Genomic DNA, 16,546 nt, shown 5'->3' on the forward strand with positions numbered 1-16,546 from the left:
TGCGCAAGAAGATCGTCGCCGGCCTCAGCCTGGCGCTCATCACCGGCCTCGCCCTCAGCGGCTGCTCGGCCCGTGGCTCGGACTCCGGCAGCGGTTCCGACGCGGCCATCAAGAAGGGCGACCTCATCGGTGTCGCGCTCCCCGCCAAGACCTCGCAGAACTGGGTCCTCGCGGGCGCCGCGTTCAAGAAGTCGATCGAGGACGCCGGCTTCAAGGCCGACATCCAGTACGCCAACGCCGGCAACCCGGTCCCCGACCAGCAGTCGCAGATCTCGGGCATGATCACCAAGGGCGCCAAGGCCGTCATCATCGGTGCCGCCGACGGTTCGCAGCTCACCTCGCAGGTCAAGTCGGCGAAGTCCTCCGGCGCCGTCGTCATCGCCTGGGACCGCAACATCCTGAACACCAAGAACGTCGACTACTACGTCGCGTTCAACAACTACAAGGTGGGCCAGCTCCAGGCCAACGCCCTCCTCAAGGGCCTCAAGGAGAAGAAGAGCGACGGACCCTACAACGTCGAGCTCTTCGCCGGTTCGGCCGACGACGCCAACGCGACCGTCTTCTTCAACGGTGCGATGAACGTCCTGCAGCCGAAGATCGACGACGGCACGATCAAGGTCGTCTCGGGTCAGACCACCTTCCAGAAGGTGCAGACCAAGGGCTGGCTCGCGCAGAACGCCCAGTCGCGCATGACCGACCTGATCTCGCAGTACTACTCGGGTGACACCAAGCTCGACGGCGTCCTGTCGCCGAACGACACCCTCGCCCGTGCGATCCTCACCGCGACCAAGGCCGCCGGCAAGGAGAACCCGGTCGTCACCGGTCAGGACTCCGAGACCGCGTCGATCCCGCTCATCATGAACGGCACGCAGTACTCGACCATCTACAAGAACACGACGGACGAGGCCCAGGCGGCCATCGACCTGGTGTCCGACATCGCCGACGGCAAGACGCCGAAGACGACCAAGGACAAGAACAACGACAACGGTGCGAAGGTCGTCCCCGCCGTCGAGCTCACCCCGGTGCTCGTCACGAAGGACAACGCCGTCGAGGCCTACAAGGGCAACGACGCACTCGAGCAGCTGGCCAAGGCCGGCGAGTAGTCACTCGTTCCACACACAGGGCCCCGTCCGCATCGCGGATGGGGCCCTGTCCCGTCTCCTCGGCTCGCTTGCTCGGACCCAGGACAGATTCCGATTCGACGGTTGACGGATCCGGTTCCCGATCCTCGGGCCGAGCCGACCAGATCCGTCAGCGCCAGATCGCAACGCCATCGCACGGACAGCCCGGCACCGTCGTCTCGACCACGGCCGGACGGAGGCCCGACGCCAGACCGGCAGGCCGACCGGTGCGCAATCTGTGGAGACGGGGCAGTTTCCGAATCGGCGGCTGGCGGATCCGGTTCACGATCCTCGGGCCGAGCCGACCAGATCCGTCAGCGCCAGATTGCGACGTCACCGCACGCCCGGCGGTGAACGTGGTCGCGACCACGGCCGGACGGGAGGCGCGGTGCCAGCCCGGACCGAGCCTCCCGTCCGGTGGGACGTGACCCGAGGACCGACCGCACCCGCCGTCAGCGCTGGCTGGCCCGGAGCCGCTGCGCTGCCTGCTGCAGGTGCGGGACGTCGACCTGCGCGGTGCCGAGGACGAGGGCCGGGGTGGTGTCGGCGGGCCGGTGCGTGAGCCGCTCCCCCAGCAGCGACAGGCGCGACCACGGGATGCCGGGTTCGCCCGCGGTCAGCGCGACGGGGAGCATCCGCACCGCCTCGCCGATCTCGACCAGACGCATCCGGACGGCGTCGTGGACCACGTCCTCGGGCAGGGTGTCCGCCGACACGTACCGGGCGATCACGCGGCAGGCGCGGATGACGTCCTCGAGCCGCTCGTCGACGTCCCGGTTCACAGTGGCACCGCCTGTCGGACGACCTCCGGGCGCATCCCGTCGGCGGTGACGACGTCGACCCGGACGCCGAGCACCTCCTCGGCCGCGTCCTGGATCCGCATCAGCGTGAACATGCCGAGGCCCGGGCAGAGGTCGACCATCAGGTCGACGTCGCTGTCTGGGCCGTCCTCCCCGCGTGCGACGCTGCCGAACATCCGCGGGTTGCTGCCGCCGAGTCGGGCGACGGCATCGCACAGTTCGGTGCGGTGGGCTGCGACGCGCTCGCGGAGCGACGTCGTGGTGGCCATCGGCTCGAGATCGATCACCGTCAGGAACCCGGCTGCGCGGAGCAGCCGCTGCAGGGCGGCGAGCGAGGGCTCGCGGCGACCGTTCTCGTACGTGCTGATGACGCTCTGCGTGACCCCCGCGCGACGGGCGAGCTGCACCTGGGTGAGTGCGGCGCGGTCGCGGGCGTCGCGGATGAGGTCAGCGGCGGAGACGGGCGGCGTTGTCCGTGTCGGAACTCCGTTCATGGTGCAACGATACACATCATTCTGTATTTCGCTATGCGGATGGTGTCAATCGCGCTCGGACACGTCCGCGCGGTGGAAGTTGAGCGCCGAGCGGGACGCCGTGGGACCGCGCTGTCCCTGGTAGCGGGACTGGTACTCGGCCGACCCGTAGGGCTTGTCCGCCGGGCTCGACAGCTGGAAGAAGCAGAGCTGCCCGATCTTCATGCCGGGCCAGAGCTTGATGGGCAGCGTCGCCACGTTCGAGAGCTCGAGCGTGACGTGGCCGGAGAAGCCCGGGTCGATGAAGCCGGCGGTGGAGTGCGTCAGCAGACCGAGGCGACCGAGCGAGCTCTTGCCCTCGAGCCGGGCCGCGATGTCGTCCGGCAGCGTGACGACCTCGTACGTGGACCCGAGGACGAACTCGCCGGGGTGCAGCACGAAGGCCTCGTCCGGGTCGGTCTCCACCAGCCGGGTGAGGTCGGGCTGGTCGACCGCCGGGTCGATGTGCGGGTACTTGTGGTTGTCGAACAGCCGGAAGTACTTGTCCAGGCGGACGTCGATGCTCGACGGCTGGACGAGCGAGGCGTCGTGGGGGTCGAGGCCGATCCGTCCGGCGGCGAGCTGGGCGGTGATGTCGCGGTCGGAGAGCAGCACGGTACCGAAGCCTAGCGGCCGGGATCGGCGCGCCGGTAGGCTGGCCGGCTGCCCTGCACCGTGCTCGGTGGCGGGAGGGGACCACCGTGTACCGCGTCATCGAGCTCGACGTGCCGAGGACCATGGACGACGACCCGGCGACGGTCGCGGCGTTCCGCGAGTGGGTGGCGGTGTCGGCCCGCGCCGAGGTGGCCGTCCACGGGCTGACCGAACTCGTCTGGACCGCCGAGGCCCAGCTCGCGATGATGCACGACCCCGAGGCACCGAGTCGACTGTTCGTCGTGCGGGACGAGGACGACGACGTCGTCGCTGCCGGCTCCTACGACTCGAAGACCGCGGCGGGCACCCCGAACTGCTGGCTCGCCGTCGGCGTCGACCCCGAGCACCGTCGTCGTGGCGTCGGCACGCTGCTCGCCGACCACCTGGAGGAGATCGCCCGGGCCGAGGGCCGCACGCAGTGGAAGACGTACGCGGTGTCGCGGCAGGTCGGGCCGGCCACCGGGCCCGGGTACCTGCAGGCGCCGACCGGCTTCGGCGCCGTGCCGGAGGACGAGGCGGGCGTGCGCTTCCTGACCGGACGCGGGTGGCGGTTCGGCCAGGTGAACCGGATCAGCCGGCTCGCGCTGCCCACCGACGCCTCGGTCGTGCGCACCCTGCACGACCGCGCCGCGACCGCCGCCGGCTCCCGCTACCGGGTGCACGCGTGGACCGGCCCGACACCACCGGAGTGGCAGGAGGGCATCGCGCTGCTCGAGACCCGGATGAGCACCGACGCCCCGGAGGGCGACATGGAGGAGCCCGAGGACGTCTGGACGGTCGAGCGCCTGCAGGAGCACGATGCCCTGCTCGACGCGTCTCCGCGCACGATGCTCACCGTGGCCGTCGAGCACGTCCCGACCGGGGTCCTCGCCGGGTTCACGCAGTTGGCGGTGCCGGACGAGGTGGCCGAGCCCGTGTTCCAGTGGGACACCCTCGTGCTGCGTGAGCACCGTGGGCACCGGCTCGGGTGGCTGCTCAAGGTCGTGGGCATCGAGACCGTCGAGCGGGACCACCCCGGACACCCGTCGATCATCACCTTCAACGCGGAGGAGAACCGCCCGATGCTCGACGTCAACGAGGCGGTCGGGTTCGTCGGTGTGGGGAGCGAGGGGATCTGGGAGCGCCGGGTCAGTGCCGGGGGTGCCGAGTAGGGTCGGCCGCATGACGCGCTCACGGGGGATGCAGGCACTCATCGACGACGGGGTCTTCCTGGCCCACGAGGCCCAGCTGGCCCTGGCGGACCGCTTCGAGGACCACGAGCACTGGGACGTGGACCTGGCAGCGGGGCAGTTCCACTTCTCCGGGGCCGACCCGGCCACCTTCCCGGTGCAGTTCCTCGGCACCGCTGCCCCCGGCCCGCGCAGCTGGCTGTGGGGCTGGGCGAACCCGGGCCAGCACCCGGAGCAGGTGCTCCGCGCCGCGACGGCGGCACGGGCGCTCGGCGACCGGTACGACGTGCCCGAACTCGTGCAGGGCGAGGTGCCGTTCGACGGCACGGCCGACGACGACCCCCAGCACACCGGGTACGAACTCGGGTGGGGCCTGTCGATCGCGGCGCGGCTGGCGAGCGGCACCTGGTTCGGCTACAACGCCGAGGTCGGCGGAGGCACCCGGGTCTGGCTGCTGCTCGAGGGACTGCTCTTCGACGCCCCGACGGTCCCCCGGATGCTCCGGGTGTTCGCCGAGGGCCTCCGGTCGATCGAGGTGCTCGACCACCGCCGGGCCGTCGCGAGCTGGGCATCGCTCCGCGGTGCGCCGTGGGACGGCCGCACCCTGACCCTGTCCGGCGGCACGATCACGGTCGACTTCGACGAGCAGGGACGTCTGCGCGACATGCAGGGCACCGCGAGTTCCTGAGCAGACGGACGGCCTGGATCCAGGCCCGCGCGCCTACGATGGAGGGTCCGCGGTCTCGCGGGCGAAAGCGTCCCCGGAACAGGTCGATGTCCGTCACCACCACCGCAACCACCGCTGGAGGCCCGACGCCGGAAGCGGCGCCCGTCACCGCGCGCACGTCCACCGTCGCGACCGTGCTCGCCGTCGCCGTGCCGCTCGCCGTCGCGTGCTCGATCCTCGGCATGACCGTGACCGGGGCCTTCACCGCGAACCAGCAGCTCGTCAGCGCCGGCGACCTCGTGCAGTACGGCCTCCCCGTCGCGCGGGCCGTGCACGACACCATGGCCGCGCTGACGATCGGTCTGCTCATCGTCGCGGCGTTCGCGCTGCCGGCGCAGAAGGCCGACCACCGAGCCATCTCGAGCGTGCAGCACCGCGCGGTCCGCTGGGCGGCGACGACCGGGGCCGTGTGGTTCCTGTCCGCCGTCGTGGGCATCGTGTTCACGGGCGCGAACACCCTCGGGTCCTCGATCACCTCACCGCTGTTCGCCCGCAACTTCATGGTCTTCGCGTTCCAGGTCGAGATCGGGCAGTCGCTCGTGGTGTCGGCCGTCGCGATCCTCGTCGCCACGGTGCTCGCGGCCTTCGCCACCCGCGTCACGACCCTCGCGGTGGCCACGGTCGCCGGGCTGTTCGCCCTGCTGCCCCTCGCGCTCTCCGGGCACGCCGCCGGGTCACTCGAGCACGCCAACGCGGTCAACTCCCTCGCGATCCACCTCATCGGCGTCTGCGTGTGGGCCGGCGGCCTGGTCGCCGTGCTCCTGCTCCGCACCGGCACGAAGGGCGCCACCGGCCGCGTCGTCGCGCGGTACTCGACCCTCGCCGGCTGGTCCTTCGCGGCCGTCGCGTTCTCCGGCATCGTCAACGCGTCCCTCCGCCTGACCGGCCCGCTCGACCTGGTCACGACGACCTACGGCTGGCTCATCACCGTCAAGGCCGTGATCCTCGTGCTGCTCGGGCTGGCCGGCATCGTCCAGCGCCGCAAGCTCGTCCCCGCGCTGCTGCGCTCCCCGCTCGACCGCCGCTCCTTCACCCGGTTCGCCCTGGCCGAGGTCGTCTTCATGGCGATCGCCATCGGCGTCTCGGTCGCGGTGTCGCGCAGTCAGCCGCCGATCCCCCAGACGCCGGAGACCGGGCAGGACACCCGCTCCGGGCTCATCGGGTACCCGTACCCGCCGACGCAGACCCTCCACACGTTCCTGACGCAGTGGCACATCGACTGGGTGTGGCTCGCGCTCGCCGTCGTCGGAGCCGGCTGGTACCTGCTCGCGGTCCGCAAGCTCCGCAAGCGCGGGGACTCGTGGCCCGTCGGCCGCACGATCTCGTGGGTGCTCGGCTGCGCCGTCTTCATCTGGACGACCTCGGCCGGCCCGTCCGTCTACGGCATGATCCACTTCTCGTCGCACATGATCCAGCACATGCTGCTGATGATGTTCGTGCCGCTGCCGCTCGTGCTCGGCGGACCGGTGCTGCTGGCCCTGCGCACCCTGCCGGTGCGCAACGACGGCTCCCGCGGGGCCCGCGAGTGGCTGATGCTCTTCGTGCACTCGCGCTACATGCAGTTCATGGCCAAGCCGGCCGTCGCCGGGGTGATCTTCGCCGGGTCCCTCGTGGTGTTCTACTTCACGCCGGCCTTCCAGTTCGCGATGCAGTCGCACGAGTGGCACGTGGCCATGGTCATCCACTTCGTGCTGAGCGGCTACCTGTTCTTCTGGGTCTTCGTCGGCATCGACCCGGGCCCCCAGCGCCCGCAGTACCCGATCCTCATCATCGCGCTGCTCGCGACGCTGGCCTTCCACGCGTTCTTCGGCGTCGCGGTGATGACGTCGCAGGCCGTGTACGCCGCCGACTGGTTCCACGCCCTCGGGCAGACGAACGACGTCGGGCTGCTCGCCGACCAACACACCGGCGGCGGCATCGCGTGGGGCGCCTCCGAACTGCCGATGGTGTTCGTCGCGCTGCTCGTGGTCCGGAACTGGGTGAAGTCGGACGAGCGGATCGCCAAGCGCACCGACCGTCAGGCCGAGCGCGACGGGGACGCCGAGCTCAAGGCGTACAACGAACGCCTGACGGCGATGCGCCAGCGCGACTGAGCGGCGGCGGCTGCGGGGCGGCGGCGCAGCGCAGCGCAGCGCAGCGCGGTGCGGTGCGCTCAGTCGCCGTGCACGATGCACACCGCGTCGAGGTCCATCGCGGCCTCGAGCGCTGCGCTGATCCCGGACTCGCCGTCCGGGCCTGCGGGCATCACCGTGTCGACCCACCACACGGGGATCGTCATGGGCGGCGCGTCCGGCAGGATCCGTTCGACCTCGTCGAGCACGTCCACGCGCCGGACCCCGAGCACCGTCACGACGGGGTGGTCCTGGTCACGGCAGACCTGCATCACGGGGCCGTCGTCGAGCGCCCGCACGCCCCATGTGTCGTCGTGCAGGAGCAGCGCCTCGGCGACCTCCCGCACCTCCACCGGCCCCCGGCAGAGCAGGGTCACGTCACGCGGCACCGTGCGCTCCGTGCACGCCACCGGCGCTGACGTGGCCGTCGAGGGAGCCCTCGTCGTGCGAGGGGTCGAGCGGAGCGCCACCGACGAGCTGCAGGAAGCGGTCCTCGTCGATGCGGTCGAGGAAGGCCTCGAGCGCCGTCCACCCGTCCTCGAGCCGGACGATGAGCCCGGCACCGTCGGCACCGGCGCCGTCCGGACCGGTCTCGCCCACGAAGCTCGACGTCGAGGTGTGCGGCGGTGGCCAGACGTCACCGCGGTCGAGCAGCCCTGTTGCCTCGGGTCCGACGACGACCGCGAGCGGAGCCGGTTCGCCGTGTGACACGGGACGGACGAGGTGGTCGGCGTCGCCACGGCGCTGCATGACCACGCCGAACACGGGCATGACGTCACCCGCCACGCGCTGCACGGCGTCGAGCATCCGTTCGGCGAGCGCGGGGTCACTGCCTTCGTCGGGGATGGTCAGGACGGCGGACATCGTCTCGATGACGACGCCGTCCGTCAGGTGCGCGGTCATCGTCGCCGAGAAGCCGTCACCCACCGCGTAGGAGGTGCTGATGCCCGGCGACTCGTGCTTGGCGTACTGCGTGACGACCCAGCGGTCCCAGGGCACGGCGAGCGGCTCGGTGGTGCCCCAGCGCGTCGGGCAGGTGCCGACCGTGTGGCACAGGGCCTCGATCGCGGAGCCGATGTCGACCGCGCGCTCGGCGTGGTGGCGGAGGGTCAGGTCGATGCTGATCTGGCGGACGGACCCCTCGGCGACGGGGTGCGCCGGCGAGGGCACCCCGAGCAGCTCCGGTCCGTGCGTGACGAAGTCGGTGACGCCAGCGGCCTCGACCCCGGTGCGGCCGTCGCGCAGCGTGCCGTCCGCGGCGGTGACGGCCCAGGCCGCCCCGTGCGCACCGAGAGCGTGGCGCAGGGCGGGCGTGATGGCGGCATCGGGACGGGTGCGGACCACGACGATGCGTCCGGCGGCCGATGCGCGCTGCAGCAGCGAGGCGAGCGCGTCCGTCAGCCACACCACGCGTGCGTCGGAGTCGACCACGATCGCGGAACCGATGACGTCGTCGATGAGGGGATGCCTGACCATCCGGGCCTCCTCGGGGTCGGGGTCGATCAACTCCCTGGACGGTACACACGGGCCCGACACCTGTCCGTCAGCGGGGCGGCCTCACAGGGGAGACACGGCCATCACGCATGGTCGGTCCCGGCGGCGGCCGGGAGGCTCGGCTCGGCCCCGGCGCATCGGCCTGCGGCGCGTGGTCGGCTGGCGTCCAGGGCGGAATCCGGTATGGTGGTCGAGTCCCGCTGAGCGGGCGCGCGAGTGTAGTTCAATGGTAGAACTCCAGCTTCCCAAGCTGGTAGCGCGGGTTCGATTCCCGTCACTCGCTCCGAAGGACCGATGGACATCGCTGGTCCGTTGCGATGCCGACACCCGGGCCGTACCGTCGGGACATGACAGCCGGGACCGTCGTGATCCTCACCGGCCCACCCGGCGCAGGGAAGTCGACGACAGCGCGCACGCTGGCCGCCTCGTACGAGCGCGCGGTCCACCTGCACTCGGACGACTTCTGGCACGCCATCGTCTCCGGTGCCGTCCCGCCGTACCTGCCGGAGTCCCACGACCAGAACGAGACGGTCATGGAGGTCGTCCGCAGCGCGGCGTTCGCCTACGCGGCTGGCGGGTACCTCACCATCGTCGACGGCGTCGTCGGGCCGTGGATGCTCCACCACTTCCGCACGACGCGCGGCGGCATCGACATCCCGGTGCTGCAGTACGTCGTGCTCCGGCCATCGCGAGGAGAGACGCTCCGCCGCGCCCGGAGCCGGACCGCGGACGGTGCGCTGGTCGACGAAGGCCCCGTCGCCTCGCTGTGGGACCAGTTCGCGGACCTGGGCGAATGGGAGGGCCACGCGCTGGACACGACTTCGCACTCCCCGGCTGACACCGTGGCCGCGGTGTGGGACGCCGTCGGCGGGGGCTCGTTCGCGCTCAGGCCCACTCCGTAGCGGGAGGTCCGCCGAGTGCACCGTTGCCCTCGCGTGCTAACGTATTTTTGTTAGCAACCGTGAGCAGATCGCGGCCCACCTCCACGACAGGACCGACATGACCTCCACGACGATCTCGAACGTCCGCGTCTTCGACGGCGGACGCACCCTCGAGAACCAGACCGTGACGATCGAGGGGACCACCATCGCCTCGGTCCGCTCCACGTCCGCCGACGACCAGACGCACTCTGAGACCCACATGGTGATCGACGGGACCGGCCGGACCTTAATGCCGGGTCTCATCGACGCCCACACGCACTCCTCGCTCGACGCGCTCCGCCTCGCCCTGCGCTTCGGCGTCACCACCGAGTTGGAGATGGGCGGGGTCCTCACGGCTCCGAACCGCGAGGACATCGTGACCGACGACGACCTCGCGGACGTCCGTTCATCGGGCTTCGGGCTCACCCCTCCCGGCGGACACCCGTTCGAGATCATCCCGGAGGGGTCGTTCCCCGGTGAGGGCGAACCAGGGTTCGGGGACGTCGTGATGCCGCTCGCGACCACGCCCGAGCAGGCCGTGGCGTTCATCCCGCAGCTGATCGCATCCGGGTCGGACTACGTCAAGTTCCTCATCGAGGACGGCTCGACGGCGAACGCACCCGGGCTGCCGATGCTCGACCAGGCCACGCTGAACGCCGGCGTCGCCGAAGCGCAGCGCCTCGGCATGACGACACTGGCCCACACACTGACCGTCGGGGCGACGCGCATGGCCCTCGAGGCCGGGATCGACGGGCTCGCGCACCTGTTCGTCGACGAGGCACCGACGCCCGAGGTCATCGACCTGATCGCCGCTGCAGGGGTCTTCGTCGTCCCGTGCATCGTCCTGAACTCCTCGATCGTCGGCGTCACCGGTGCAGCGTTCGGCGCAGACCCCCGCGTCAGCGCCCGACTCGACCCGCAGTGGCTCCTGACCCTGCAGAGTGCGATCAACCACTACCCCGCCGGCGCAGTCGACGACGTCCTGGCCACGGTCCGAGCGCTGCACGACGCCGGTGTCCCGATCCTCGTCGGTACCGACGCATCCGCGCCCGACCCCGCACTCGGCGGCCTCGCACACGGTGCCAGCGTGCACCACGAGCTGCAGATGCTCGTGCGTGCCGGGATGCGCCCTGCGGACGCGCTGGCCGCCGCGACGTCAGTGCCGGCCAGGCACTTCGGTCTCACGGACCGTGGCCGGATCGCCGAGGGCCTGCGTGCTGACCTCCTGCTGGTCGACGGCGACCCGACCTCGACGATCTCGGACACCCTGAACATCACCGCGGTCTGGCGCCGCGGCACCCAGGTCCGGATGTGAGCGAGCCGCGCGTCGACGCCTGACTGGAGGGGTCCGGCACACGCGCGCGTGCTGCCTACCGTGCGAGGCGGTCGAGCCAGTCGCCGAAGAGGGCGCGCTCGTTGGCCGTCAACGCCGTGGTGTCGTCGAGCTGGTGCCGGAGTTGCATCGCGGCGCCGGCCCGGTCCTCGCGGCTCGCGGGTTCGGCGAGGATCGCGTTCAGCGTCGCTTCACGAGCCCGCGTGGACAGGGACATGTCGCGGGAGTCGGCGGGCATCGCGAGGAGCGTGAAGACGACTCCCACTCCGGTCGCACGGATCATGCTGACGGCGTCGGCGACGGGAACCGCCAGTCGACCGTCCCGCGCGGCTTCCTCGAGCTGCGTGCGGAGGATCGCGTCGATGGCGTCCGCCGCTGGGGACGAGCTCCCCGTGCGAGGTTCGCCGTAGGCGATCGAGTACACCTGCGGGTGCTGCAGCCCCCAGTCGACGTGCATGTCCCAGCCCTGGCGCAGCGAGTCGATCGGGTCAGCGCCGGGGGTCCACCCGGTCCAGGTCGCGAGGTGCGCGGAGAAGCCGTGGAGGGCGATCTGGTCGAGCAGTCCCTGCTTGTCCCCGAAGATCCGGTAGATCGTCGGCGCCTGGATGTGCAGGGCAGACGTGATGGCGCGCGTGGTGACGGCGTCGCGACCTTCGGCGTTCAGGAGGGCGTGTGCAGTGTCGAGGATGCGGACGCGCATCTCCTCCGAACGAGTCAACACGTGCCTTTCGGTTCGGGGATCCGCAGAGCCGGCGGGATCGTGGGTGCAGTCCATGATCCCACCGGCTCGAACGTCACGGAGGCCCTCGGTCCCCGCGTTCGTGGCATCATGTCCTGACAAATCACCCGCACGGTGGTGTTCGAAGGAGAACTGGGATGCGACTCGGCCTGTACGACGCGATCTTCCACGACCGACCGCTCGCGGAGGCGATCCACGAGGTCGCCCGCAACGGGCTGACGGGCATCGAGCTCAACACCGGCGGCTTCCTGCCCGCCGTCCACGTGCCGGACATCGACGCGATCCTGACCGACGACGCCGCGCGTGACGCGTACCTCGCACAGTTCGACGGCACCGGGGTGGTCATCGCTGGCCTGAACTGCAACGGCAACCCGCTGCACCCTGACCCGGCGATCGGAGCGGCGCACGCCGAGGACGTCCGCCGCAGCATCCGCCTCGCCGCGCGCCTCGGGCAGGACCGGGTCGTCACGATGTCCGGCCTGCCTGCGGGTGAGCCCGGGGGCACACGACCGAACTGGGTCGTGAACGCCTGGAACTCCGCAGCGCTCGACGTCCTCGAGCACCAGTGGAGCGTGGCGGTGCCGTTCTGGCAGGAGATCGACGCGCTCGCACGGGAGCACGGCGTCAAGGTCGCCCTCGAGCTGCACCCGCAGAACCTCGTGTTCAACCCGGCGAGCATCCGCGAGCTCGTCGGGCGCGGCGGCCTGACGAACGTCGGGGTCGAACTCGACGCCTCACACCTGTTCTGGCAGCAGATGGACCCGGTCGCCGTCGTCCGCGACCTCGGTCCGCTGGTGTTCCACGCCGCCGCGAAGGACGTCCGGATCAACCCGTACGCCGCGGTCAACGGCGTGCTCGACAACTCCTTCCGTCGGCTGTCGCCCGACGAGCACCGGACGAACCTCGGCGGTGACGAGTGGGCGAACGAGTGGCCGAAGCCGTCGGCGTGGGACTTCGTTGCGCTCGGCAAGGGGCACGACGAGGCGTACTGGTCGACGTTCCTCGAGGCCCTCTCCGAGGTCGACCCGGACTTGTGGGTGAACATCGAGCACGAGGACACGTCGCTCGGCCGCGAAGAAGGAGTGGCACTCGCCGCGTCCGTCCTCCGGCGATCAGCGGACGCGCTCGCTCGACGGAGCTGAAGGCCGAACTCGTGACACGCCGAGGAGGGAACCGATCGCGGGTCTGCGGACAACTCAGGACATGAACGAGATCACGGGTGACCGGGCCGACTGGGCTCTGAGCACCGCGGGCGACGGGCAGGCGTTCGGGCGGGTGTTCGACCGCCACGCCGCACGACTGCGGCGGCATGCGATCGGACTCGTCCCGAGCCCCGCCGACGCGGATGACGTCGTCGCCGTCGCCTTCCTCGAGGCGTGGCGGCGTCGCGACGAGGTCCGATTCGTCGACGATTCGCTGCTGCCGTGGCTGCTCGTGACGACGACGAACGCGGCCCACAACGTGACCCGGGCGACCGGGCGACACCGCCGCTTCCTCGGCCGGTTCCCCGTCGACGACCCCGCCCCTGACCCGGCGGACCAGCACACGGACGGCGACGCCGTGACGGCACTCCGCGCACTCGGGCTCGCCGACCAACGCGTGCTCACCTTGTGCGTCATCGAGGGACTCAGCGAGCGCGAAGCCGCCGCCGCCCTCGGTGTCGCCCCCGGGACCGTCAAGTCCCGGCTCCACCGAGCGAAGGCTCGACTCCACCAGCGGTACACAGCCACAGCGGAACCCCTCGGAGGCGCACTGTGAACGACGACATCTCCCCCCGCCTGACCGCGATGCGCGACGCCCTCGTCGCCGACGTCGCGTCCACCCGCACGACCACCCCCGAGCGCCGCCGCGGCCGTCCGACCCGTGGGGCGGTCATCGCCGTGGTGGTCGCGTTCCTCGTCGGCGGCGGCCTGACCGGTGGACTCACCGCTGCGGCGCTGCCGGGCAGCGACCCCGACGTCGCCGTCCAGAGCTCCCTCGCCACGACGGCGCGGTACATGGTCGAGGACGCGAACCACGGCCGGATCGTGGGGACGCCGACGTTCCGGGTGGTGCGGGGCGCCACCTCGCTGACCCCGTCCCGTCGCCCCGCCGGTGCGGACAGTGTCGCGGTGGCGTGGGCGTGCCTCGACGGAGCCGCACCGACCGTCGAGGTCGCCGGCCGCCCCACGACGGGTACCGCCTGCGGTCGACGAGGCGATCCGACATCCGAGGACACCGGATGGACGCTGTCCCCGGCGGCCTCGACCGGAGCCACCGACGTGACCTTCTCCGCCGGAGACACCGACCGGTACGCCGTCTGGGTCTCCTGGGCGCGGGCTCCACGCATCGCCGCATCCTCCGCACAGCAGGATGCCGAGACCGTCGACGGCGTCGTCACCCTGGACGAGTACCGGACGGCGTTCAACCGCCTGCTCGCGTGCCAGGCACAGGCGGGACAGGCGATGGACGGCGTTCCTCTCACCTGGTACGCGGACGGGTCGTGGAACACCAGCGCACGAGGGACCGGGCCCTGGTACCTGTACGCGACGCCGTCCACGGGCAGCGAGGTCTTCGACACACAGTGCTACCCGCGGGAGTTCGGCGCGGTGGACGCGATCTGGCAGGACGAGCACCCACAGCCCGAGGACCCGCCGGTCGATCCCGCCGTCGGCTGACGACGAGCCGGTCAGGGGAGGATGCCCTCTCCAGCGTGCCGGTGTCGTCGTCAGCGGTCTCGGTCGTCGCCGTCGAAGTCCTGCCGGTTGCCGGCGATCGTCTGCTGGTGCTCCCTCACCCAGTCGGCGAGGGCGAGTGCCACGTCCTGGAGCGACCGACCGAGGTCGGTGAGCTCGTAGTCGACACGGGGCGGCACCTGGGCGTGGACCGTCCGCACCACGAGCCCGTCGCGCTCGAGTGCGCGCAGGGTCACGGTCAGCATCCGACGCGAGATGCCGGGGATGACCTCGGAGAGCTCGGTGAACCGCCGCTGTTCGTCGCCGAGCACGCCGATCACCAGGAGTGTCCACTTGTCACCCATGCGTGACAGCAGCGACCGGAACAGCTCCGGGTCGTCGCTCGTGCAGAGTTCGGCCATCGTGGGCATGGTCTGGTCGAGCCTGGCCTGCAACGTCTGCAGTGCCGTCTGCTCCGTTATGTCGTCTCCAGTGGTCACTGCCGGGTAACAGGGGATCGTTTGCGGTAACGGGACCCCGGCGGGCAGGGTTACTGATCGTAACTGTAGCCGGGGTCGCCGACCCGGGCACGACCGAAGGACTGTCATGACCCTGTTCCGCCTGGACGCCAGCATCCGCACCGACGGCTCCACCAGCCGAGCACTCGGCGACATCGTCGAGGCCGAGTGGAGCGCCGTACACGCGGGCTCCGCGGTGACCCGCCGTCACGTCGGCACCGAACCCCTGCCCGCCGACGTCTGGGCCGACGCCGTCGCAGCGTCCGCGACACCGGAGTCCGATCGCACGCCCGCCCAGGTCGCCGCGGTCGCCCTGGCGAGCGAGCTGACCGACGAGCTCGCCGGCGCCGACGCGTTGCTGTTCGCCGTCCCGCTGTACAACTTCGGCGTCTCGCAGCACTTCAAGTCCTACGTCGACCTCGTGCTGACCGATCCGCGCATGTCACCCGGCGCTGTGCCCGCCACCGTCGGCAAGCCGGCCGTCCTGGTCACGGTGCAGGGCGGCAACTACTCCGCCGGCACGCCGAGGGAGGGCTGGGACCACGCCACGGCCTGGATGCGGCGCATCCTCGAGGACGTCTGGCAGCTCGACCTGGACGTGGTGACGCGTGAGTTCACGCTCGTCGGGGTGAACCCGGCCCTCGACCAGTTCACGGAGCTGGCCGACGAGCTGCGCGTTCGCGCCGAGGAGGACGCTGCCCGCCACGGCCGCACGTTGGCGACCATGCCGCGAGCCGCCTGAACCACGGCGTGCGAGCCTCCTGGTCGTGAGACGGCCGCTCCGGCCAGGAGGCGTCGCTGCCATGATGAGCCGATGAACGGAACCACCGCGGTCATCGTGATCGACATGCAGGTCGGCGTCCTCGACGGGTGCTCCGACGCGGACGGGGTGACCCGCCGCACCGCGTCACTCGTGGACCGGGCACGGGCGGCCGAGGTCCCGGTGATCTGGGTCCAGGACCACGACGACTTCCCGGAGGGGACGCCGGATTGGGAACTCGCGGCACCACTCGGGCGGCGGCAGGACGAACCGCTCATGCGGAAGACCCGGCGTGACGCGTTCGTCGGCACCGAGCTCGCCGAGGTCCTCGCCGAGCTGGGCACGACGCACCTCGTCATCGCCGGCGCGCAGACGGACTACTGCATCCGGACCACCACCCAGTCCGCGGCGGTACGGGAGTTCGACGTCACGCTGGTCGGGGACGCACACACGACCGTCGACGCCGAGCACGAGGGCGTGGCGATCACCGCGCGTCAGGTGATCGCGCACACCAACATGTACTTCTCCGGACTGCGGTACCCGGGACTCCGCTTCGCTGTCGAGCAGCACGACCAGGTCGAACTCACGTCGATGCGCTGAGGACCGGAGCGCGTCGACGCGGCGAGCAGCGAGCAGCGAGCAGCGACAGAACCTACCCTGGGGGGATGCTCTCCCGACGCGATGCCGCCGTCCGCCTCGACATCCCCATCGAGATGGCGACCCACCACGGGATCCCGTCGCGCCTCAGCGAAGCCGAGCTCACGGCGATCGAGCAGGACCCGCCCGCCTGGCTCGTCCAGTCCCGGGCGAACCGCACGGGAGCGAAGAAGGTGTGGGTCCACCTGGAGTGCTCGGTCTGCGGCTACTCCGAAGAGGCGCGACCGAAGAAGTGGTGGCCGGACTGGGACCACCTGATGTGCGACTACCACGCGCCTTACCAGGCACCGGACCCGACCGCTGGGCTCGTCCGGCGCGAGGTCGACGGCGTGGGCAGCCGGTTCGTCGCCCTCGTCGACGAGCGGCCGTAGTCGGGC

General features: G+C 71.0%; 19 protein-coding genes and 1 tRNA gene. 13 read left to right on the top strand and 7 right to left on the bottom strand.

Going from position 1 to position 16,546, the window contains the following annotated elements:
* On the top strand, positions 1-1,103 hold a 1,103-nt coding region (locus OXR63_RS14065), incomplete at its 5' end, for a substrate-binding domain-containing protein (RefSeq protein ID WP_267424262.1).
* Between the two features lie 470 nt (positions 1,104-1,573).
* On the opposite strand, the gene OXR63_RS14070 is transcribed toward OXR63_RS14065, so the two are convergent.
* The 3 genes from OXR63_RS14070 to dcd are packed head-to-tail and all read right to left on the bottom strand — an operon-like array spanning position 1,574 to position 3,048.
* Positions 1,574-1,903 carry a HepT-like ribonuclease domain-containing protein gene (locus OXR63_RS14070; protein WP_267424264.1) on the bottom strand — a complete coding sequence of 110 codons (330 nt, stop codon included), beginning with the start codon at positions 1,901-1,903 and terminating at the stop codon, positions 1,574-1,576.
* The gene (locus OXR63_RS14075) at positions 1,900-2,415 is read right to left on the bottom strand and encodes a helix-turn-helix domain-containing protein (protein ID WP_267424266.1); all 516 of its coding nucleotides are present in this window, start codon (positions 2,413-2,415) and stop codon (positions 1,900-1,902) included. The genes OXR63_RS14070 and OXR63_RS14075 overlap by 4 nt, the downstream gene beginning before the upstream one ends.
* Positions 2,416-2,460: 45 nt before the next feature.
* The gene (dcd, locus tag OXR63_RS14080; RefSeq protein ID WP_071279613.1) at positions 2,461-3,048 is read right to left on the bottom strand and encodes a dCTP deaminase; all 588 of its coding nucleotides are present in this window, start codon (positions 3,046-3,048) and stop codon (positions 2,461-2,463) included.
* Positions 3,049-3,134: 86 nt separating this feature from the next.
* On the opposite strand from dcd, the gene OXR63_RS14085 reads away from it, so the two are divergent.
* The 3 genes from OXR63_RS14085 (at position 3,135) to OXR63_RS14095 (ending at position 7,076) form a co-directional block, all read left to right on the top strand.
* On the top strand, positions 3,135-4,238 hold the full coding sequence (locus OXR63_RS14085; RefSeq protein WP_267424269.1) for a GNAT family N-acetyltransferase: 1,104 nt from the start codon (positions 3,135-3,137) through the stop codon (positions 4,236-4,238).
* 10 nt (positions 4,239-4,248) lie between these two features.
* On the top strand, positions 4,249-4,944 hold the full coding sequence (locus tag OXR63_RS14090; RefSeq protein ID WP_267424271.1) for a DUF6882 domain-containing protein: 696 nt from the start codon (positions 4,249-4,251) through the stop codon (positions 4,942-4,944).
* Between the two features lie 86 nt (positions 4,945-5,030).
* Complete coding sequence (locus tag OXR63_RS14095) at positions 5,031-7,076, top strand: cytochrome c oxidase assembly protein (RefSeq protein WP_267424273.1); 2,046 nt, start codon at positions 5,031-5,033, stop codon at positions 7,074-7,076.
* Between the two features lie 59 nt (positions 7,077-7,135).
* Here the strand turns inward: OXR63_RS14095 and OXR63_RS14100 are convergent, their stop codons facing one another.
* The gene (locus OXR63_RS14100; RefSeq protein ID WP_139200826.1) at positions 7,136-7,483 is read right to left on the bottom strand and encodes a hypothetical protein; all 348 of its coding nucleotides are present in this window, start codon (positions 7,481-7,483) and stop codon (positions 7,136-7,138) included.
* Positions 7,473-8,570 (bottom strand): DUF6177 family protein, encoded by a 1,098-nt coding sequence (locus tag OXR63_RS14105; protein ID WP_267424280.1) that lies wholly within the window; start codon positions 8,568-8,570, stop codon positions 7,473-7,475. The genes OXR63_RS14100 and OXR63_RS14105 overlap by 11 nt, the downstream gene beginning before the upstream one ends.
* Before the next feature lie 230 nt (positions 8,571-8,800).
* Here OXR63_RS14105 and OXR63_RS14110 point away from each other — a divergent pair.
* The 3 genes from OXR63_RS14110 to OXR63_RS14120 all read left to right on the top strand — a co-directional run bounded on the left by OXR63_RS14110 (position 8,801) and on the right by OXR63_RS14120 (position 10,823).
* Positions 8,801-8,871 (top strand) — tRNA-Gly (locus OXR63_RS14110).
* Between the two features lie 64 nt (positions 8,872-8,935).
* Complete coding sequence (locus OXR63_RS14115) at positions 8,936-9,490, top strand: AAA family ATPase (protein WP_267424281.1); 555 nt, start codon at positions 8,936-8,938, stop codon at positions 9,488-9,490.
* Positions 9,491-9,587: 97 nt separating this feature from the next.
* A complete protein-coding gene (locus tag OXR63_RS14120; protein ID WP_267424287.1) occupies positions 9,588-10,823 on the top strand; it encodes an amidohydrolase family protein in 1,236 nt (411 codons plus the stop codon).
* A 55-nt stretch (positions 10,824-10,878) separates the two neighbouring features.
* On the opposite strand, the gene OXR63_RS14125 is transcribed toward OXR63_RS14120, so the two are convergent.
* A complete protein-coding gene (locus tag OXR63_RS14125; RefSeq protein WP_267424291.1) occupies positions 10,879-11,541 on the bottom strand; it encodes a TetR/AcrR family transcriptional regulator in 663 nt (220 codons plus the stop codon).
* Between the two features lie 176 nt (positions 11,542-11,717).
* Here OXR63_RS14125 and OXR63_RS14130 point away from each other — a divergent pair, with 176 nt between their 5' ends.
* The 3 genes from OXR63_RS14130 (at position 11,718) to OXR63_RS14140 (ending at position 14,237) form a co-directional block, all read left to right on the top strand.
* Positions 11,718-12,722, top strand: coding sequence for a sugar phosphate isomerase/epimerase family protein (locus OXR63_RS14130; protein WP_267424293.1), 1,005 nt, complete (start codon positions 11,718-11,720; stop codon positions 12,720-12,722).
* Between the two features lie 61 nt (positions 12,723-12,783).
* Positions 12,784-13,338, top strand: coding sequence for an RNA polymerase sigma factor (locus tag OXR63_RS14135; protein ID WP_267424295.1), 555 nt, complete (start codon positions 12,784-12,786; stop codon positions 13,336-13,338).
* Positions 13,335-14,237: a hypothetical protein gene (locus OXR63_RS14140; RefSeq protein WP_267424297.1), complete on the top strand. Its 903-nt coding sequence runs from the start codon at positions 13,335-13,337 to the stop codon at positions 14,235-14,237. Before OXR63_RS14135 ends, OXR63_RS14140 begins: the two co-directional genes overlap by 4 nt.
* 50 nt (positions 14,238-14,287) lie before the next feature.
* On the opposite strand, the gene OXR63_RS14145 is transcribed toward OXR63_RS14140, so the two are convergent.
* Positions 14,288-14,734 carry a winged helix-turn-helix transcriptional regulator gene (locus OXR63_RS14145; RefSeq protein ID WP_267424299.1) on the bottom strand — a complete coding sequence of 149 codons (447 nt, stop codon included), beginning with the start codon at positions 14,732-14,734 and terminating at the stop codon, positions 14,288-14,290.
* A 106-nt stretch (positions 14,735-14,840) separates the two neighbouring features.
* Here OXR63_RS14145 and OXR63_RS14150 point away from each other — a divergent pair, with 106 nt between their 5' ends.
* From OXR63_RS14150 to OXR63_RS14160, 3 genes are all read left to right on the top strand, one after another.
* Entirely contained in the window at positions 14,841-15,494 is a 654-nt protein-coding gene (locus OXR63_RS14150) for an FMN-dependent NADH-azoreductase (protein ID WP_267424300.1), read from the top strand.
* 72 nt (positions 15,495-15,566) lie between these two features.
* Complete coding sequence (locus OXR63_RS14155) at positions 15,567-16,112, top strand: isochorismatase family protein (protein WP_267424302.1); 546 nt, start codon at positions 15,567-15,569, stop codon at positions 16,110-16,112.
* Between the two features lie 65 nt (positions 16,113-16,177).
* Positions 16,178-16,540, top strand: a complete 363-nt coding sequence (locus OXR63_RS14160; protein ID WP_267424304.1) for a hypothetical protein — start codon at positions 16,178-16,180, stop codon at positions 16,538-16,540.
* Positions 16,541-16,546 lie beyond the last annotated feature (6 nt).

Origin of the sequence: Curtobacterium sp. GC_Cur_3 (assembly GCF_026544205.1) — a bacterium.
Lineage (GTDB): Bacteria > Actinomycetota > Actinomycetes > Actinomycetales > Microbacteriaceae > Curtobacterium.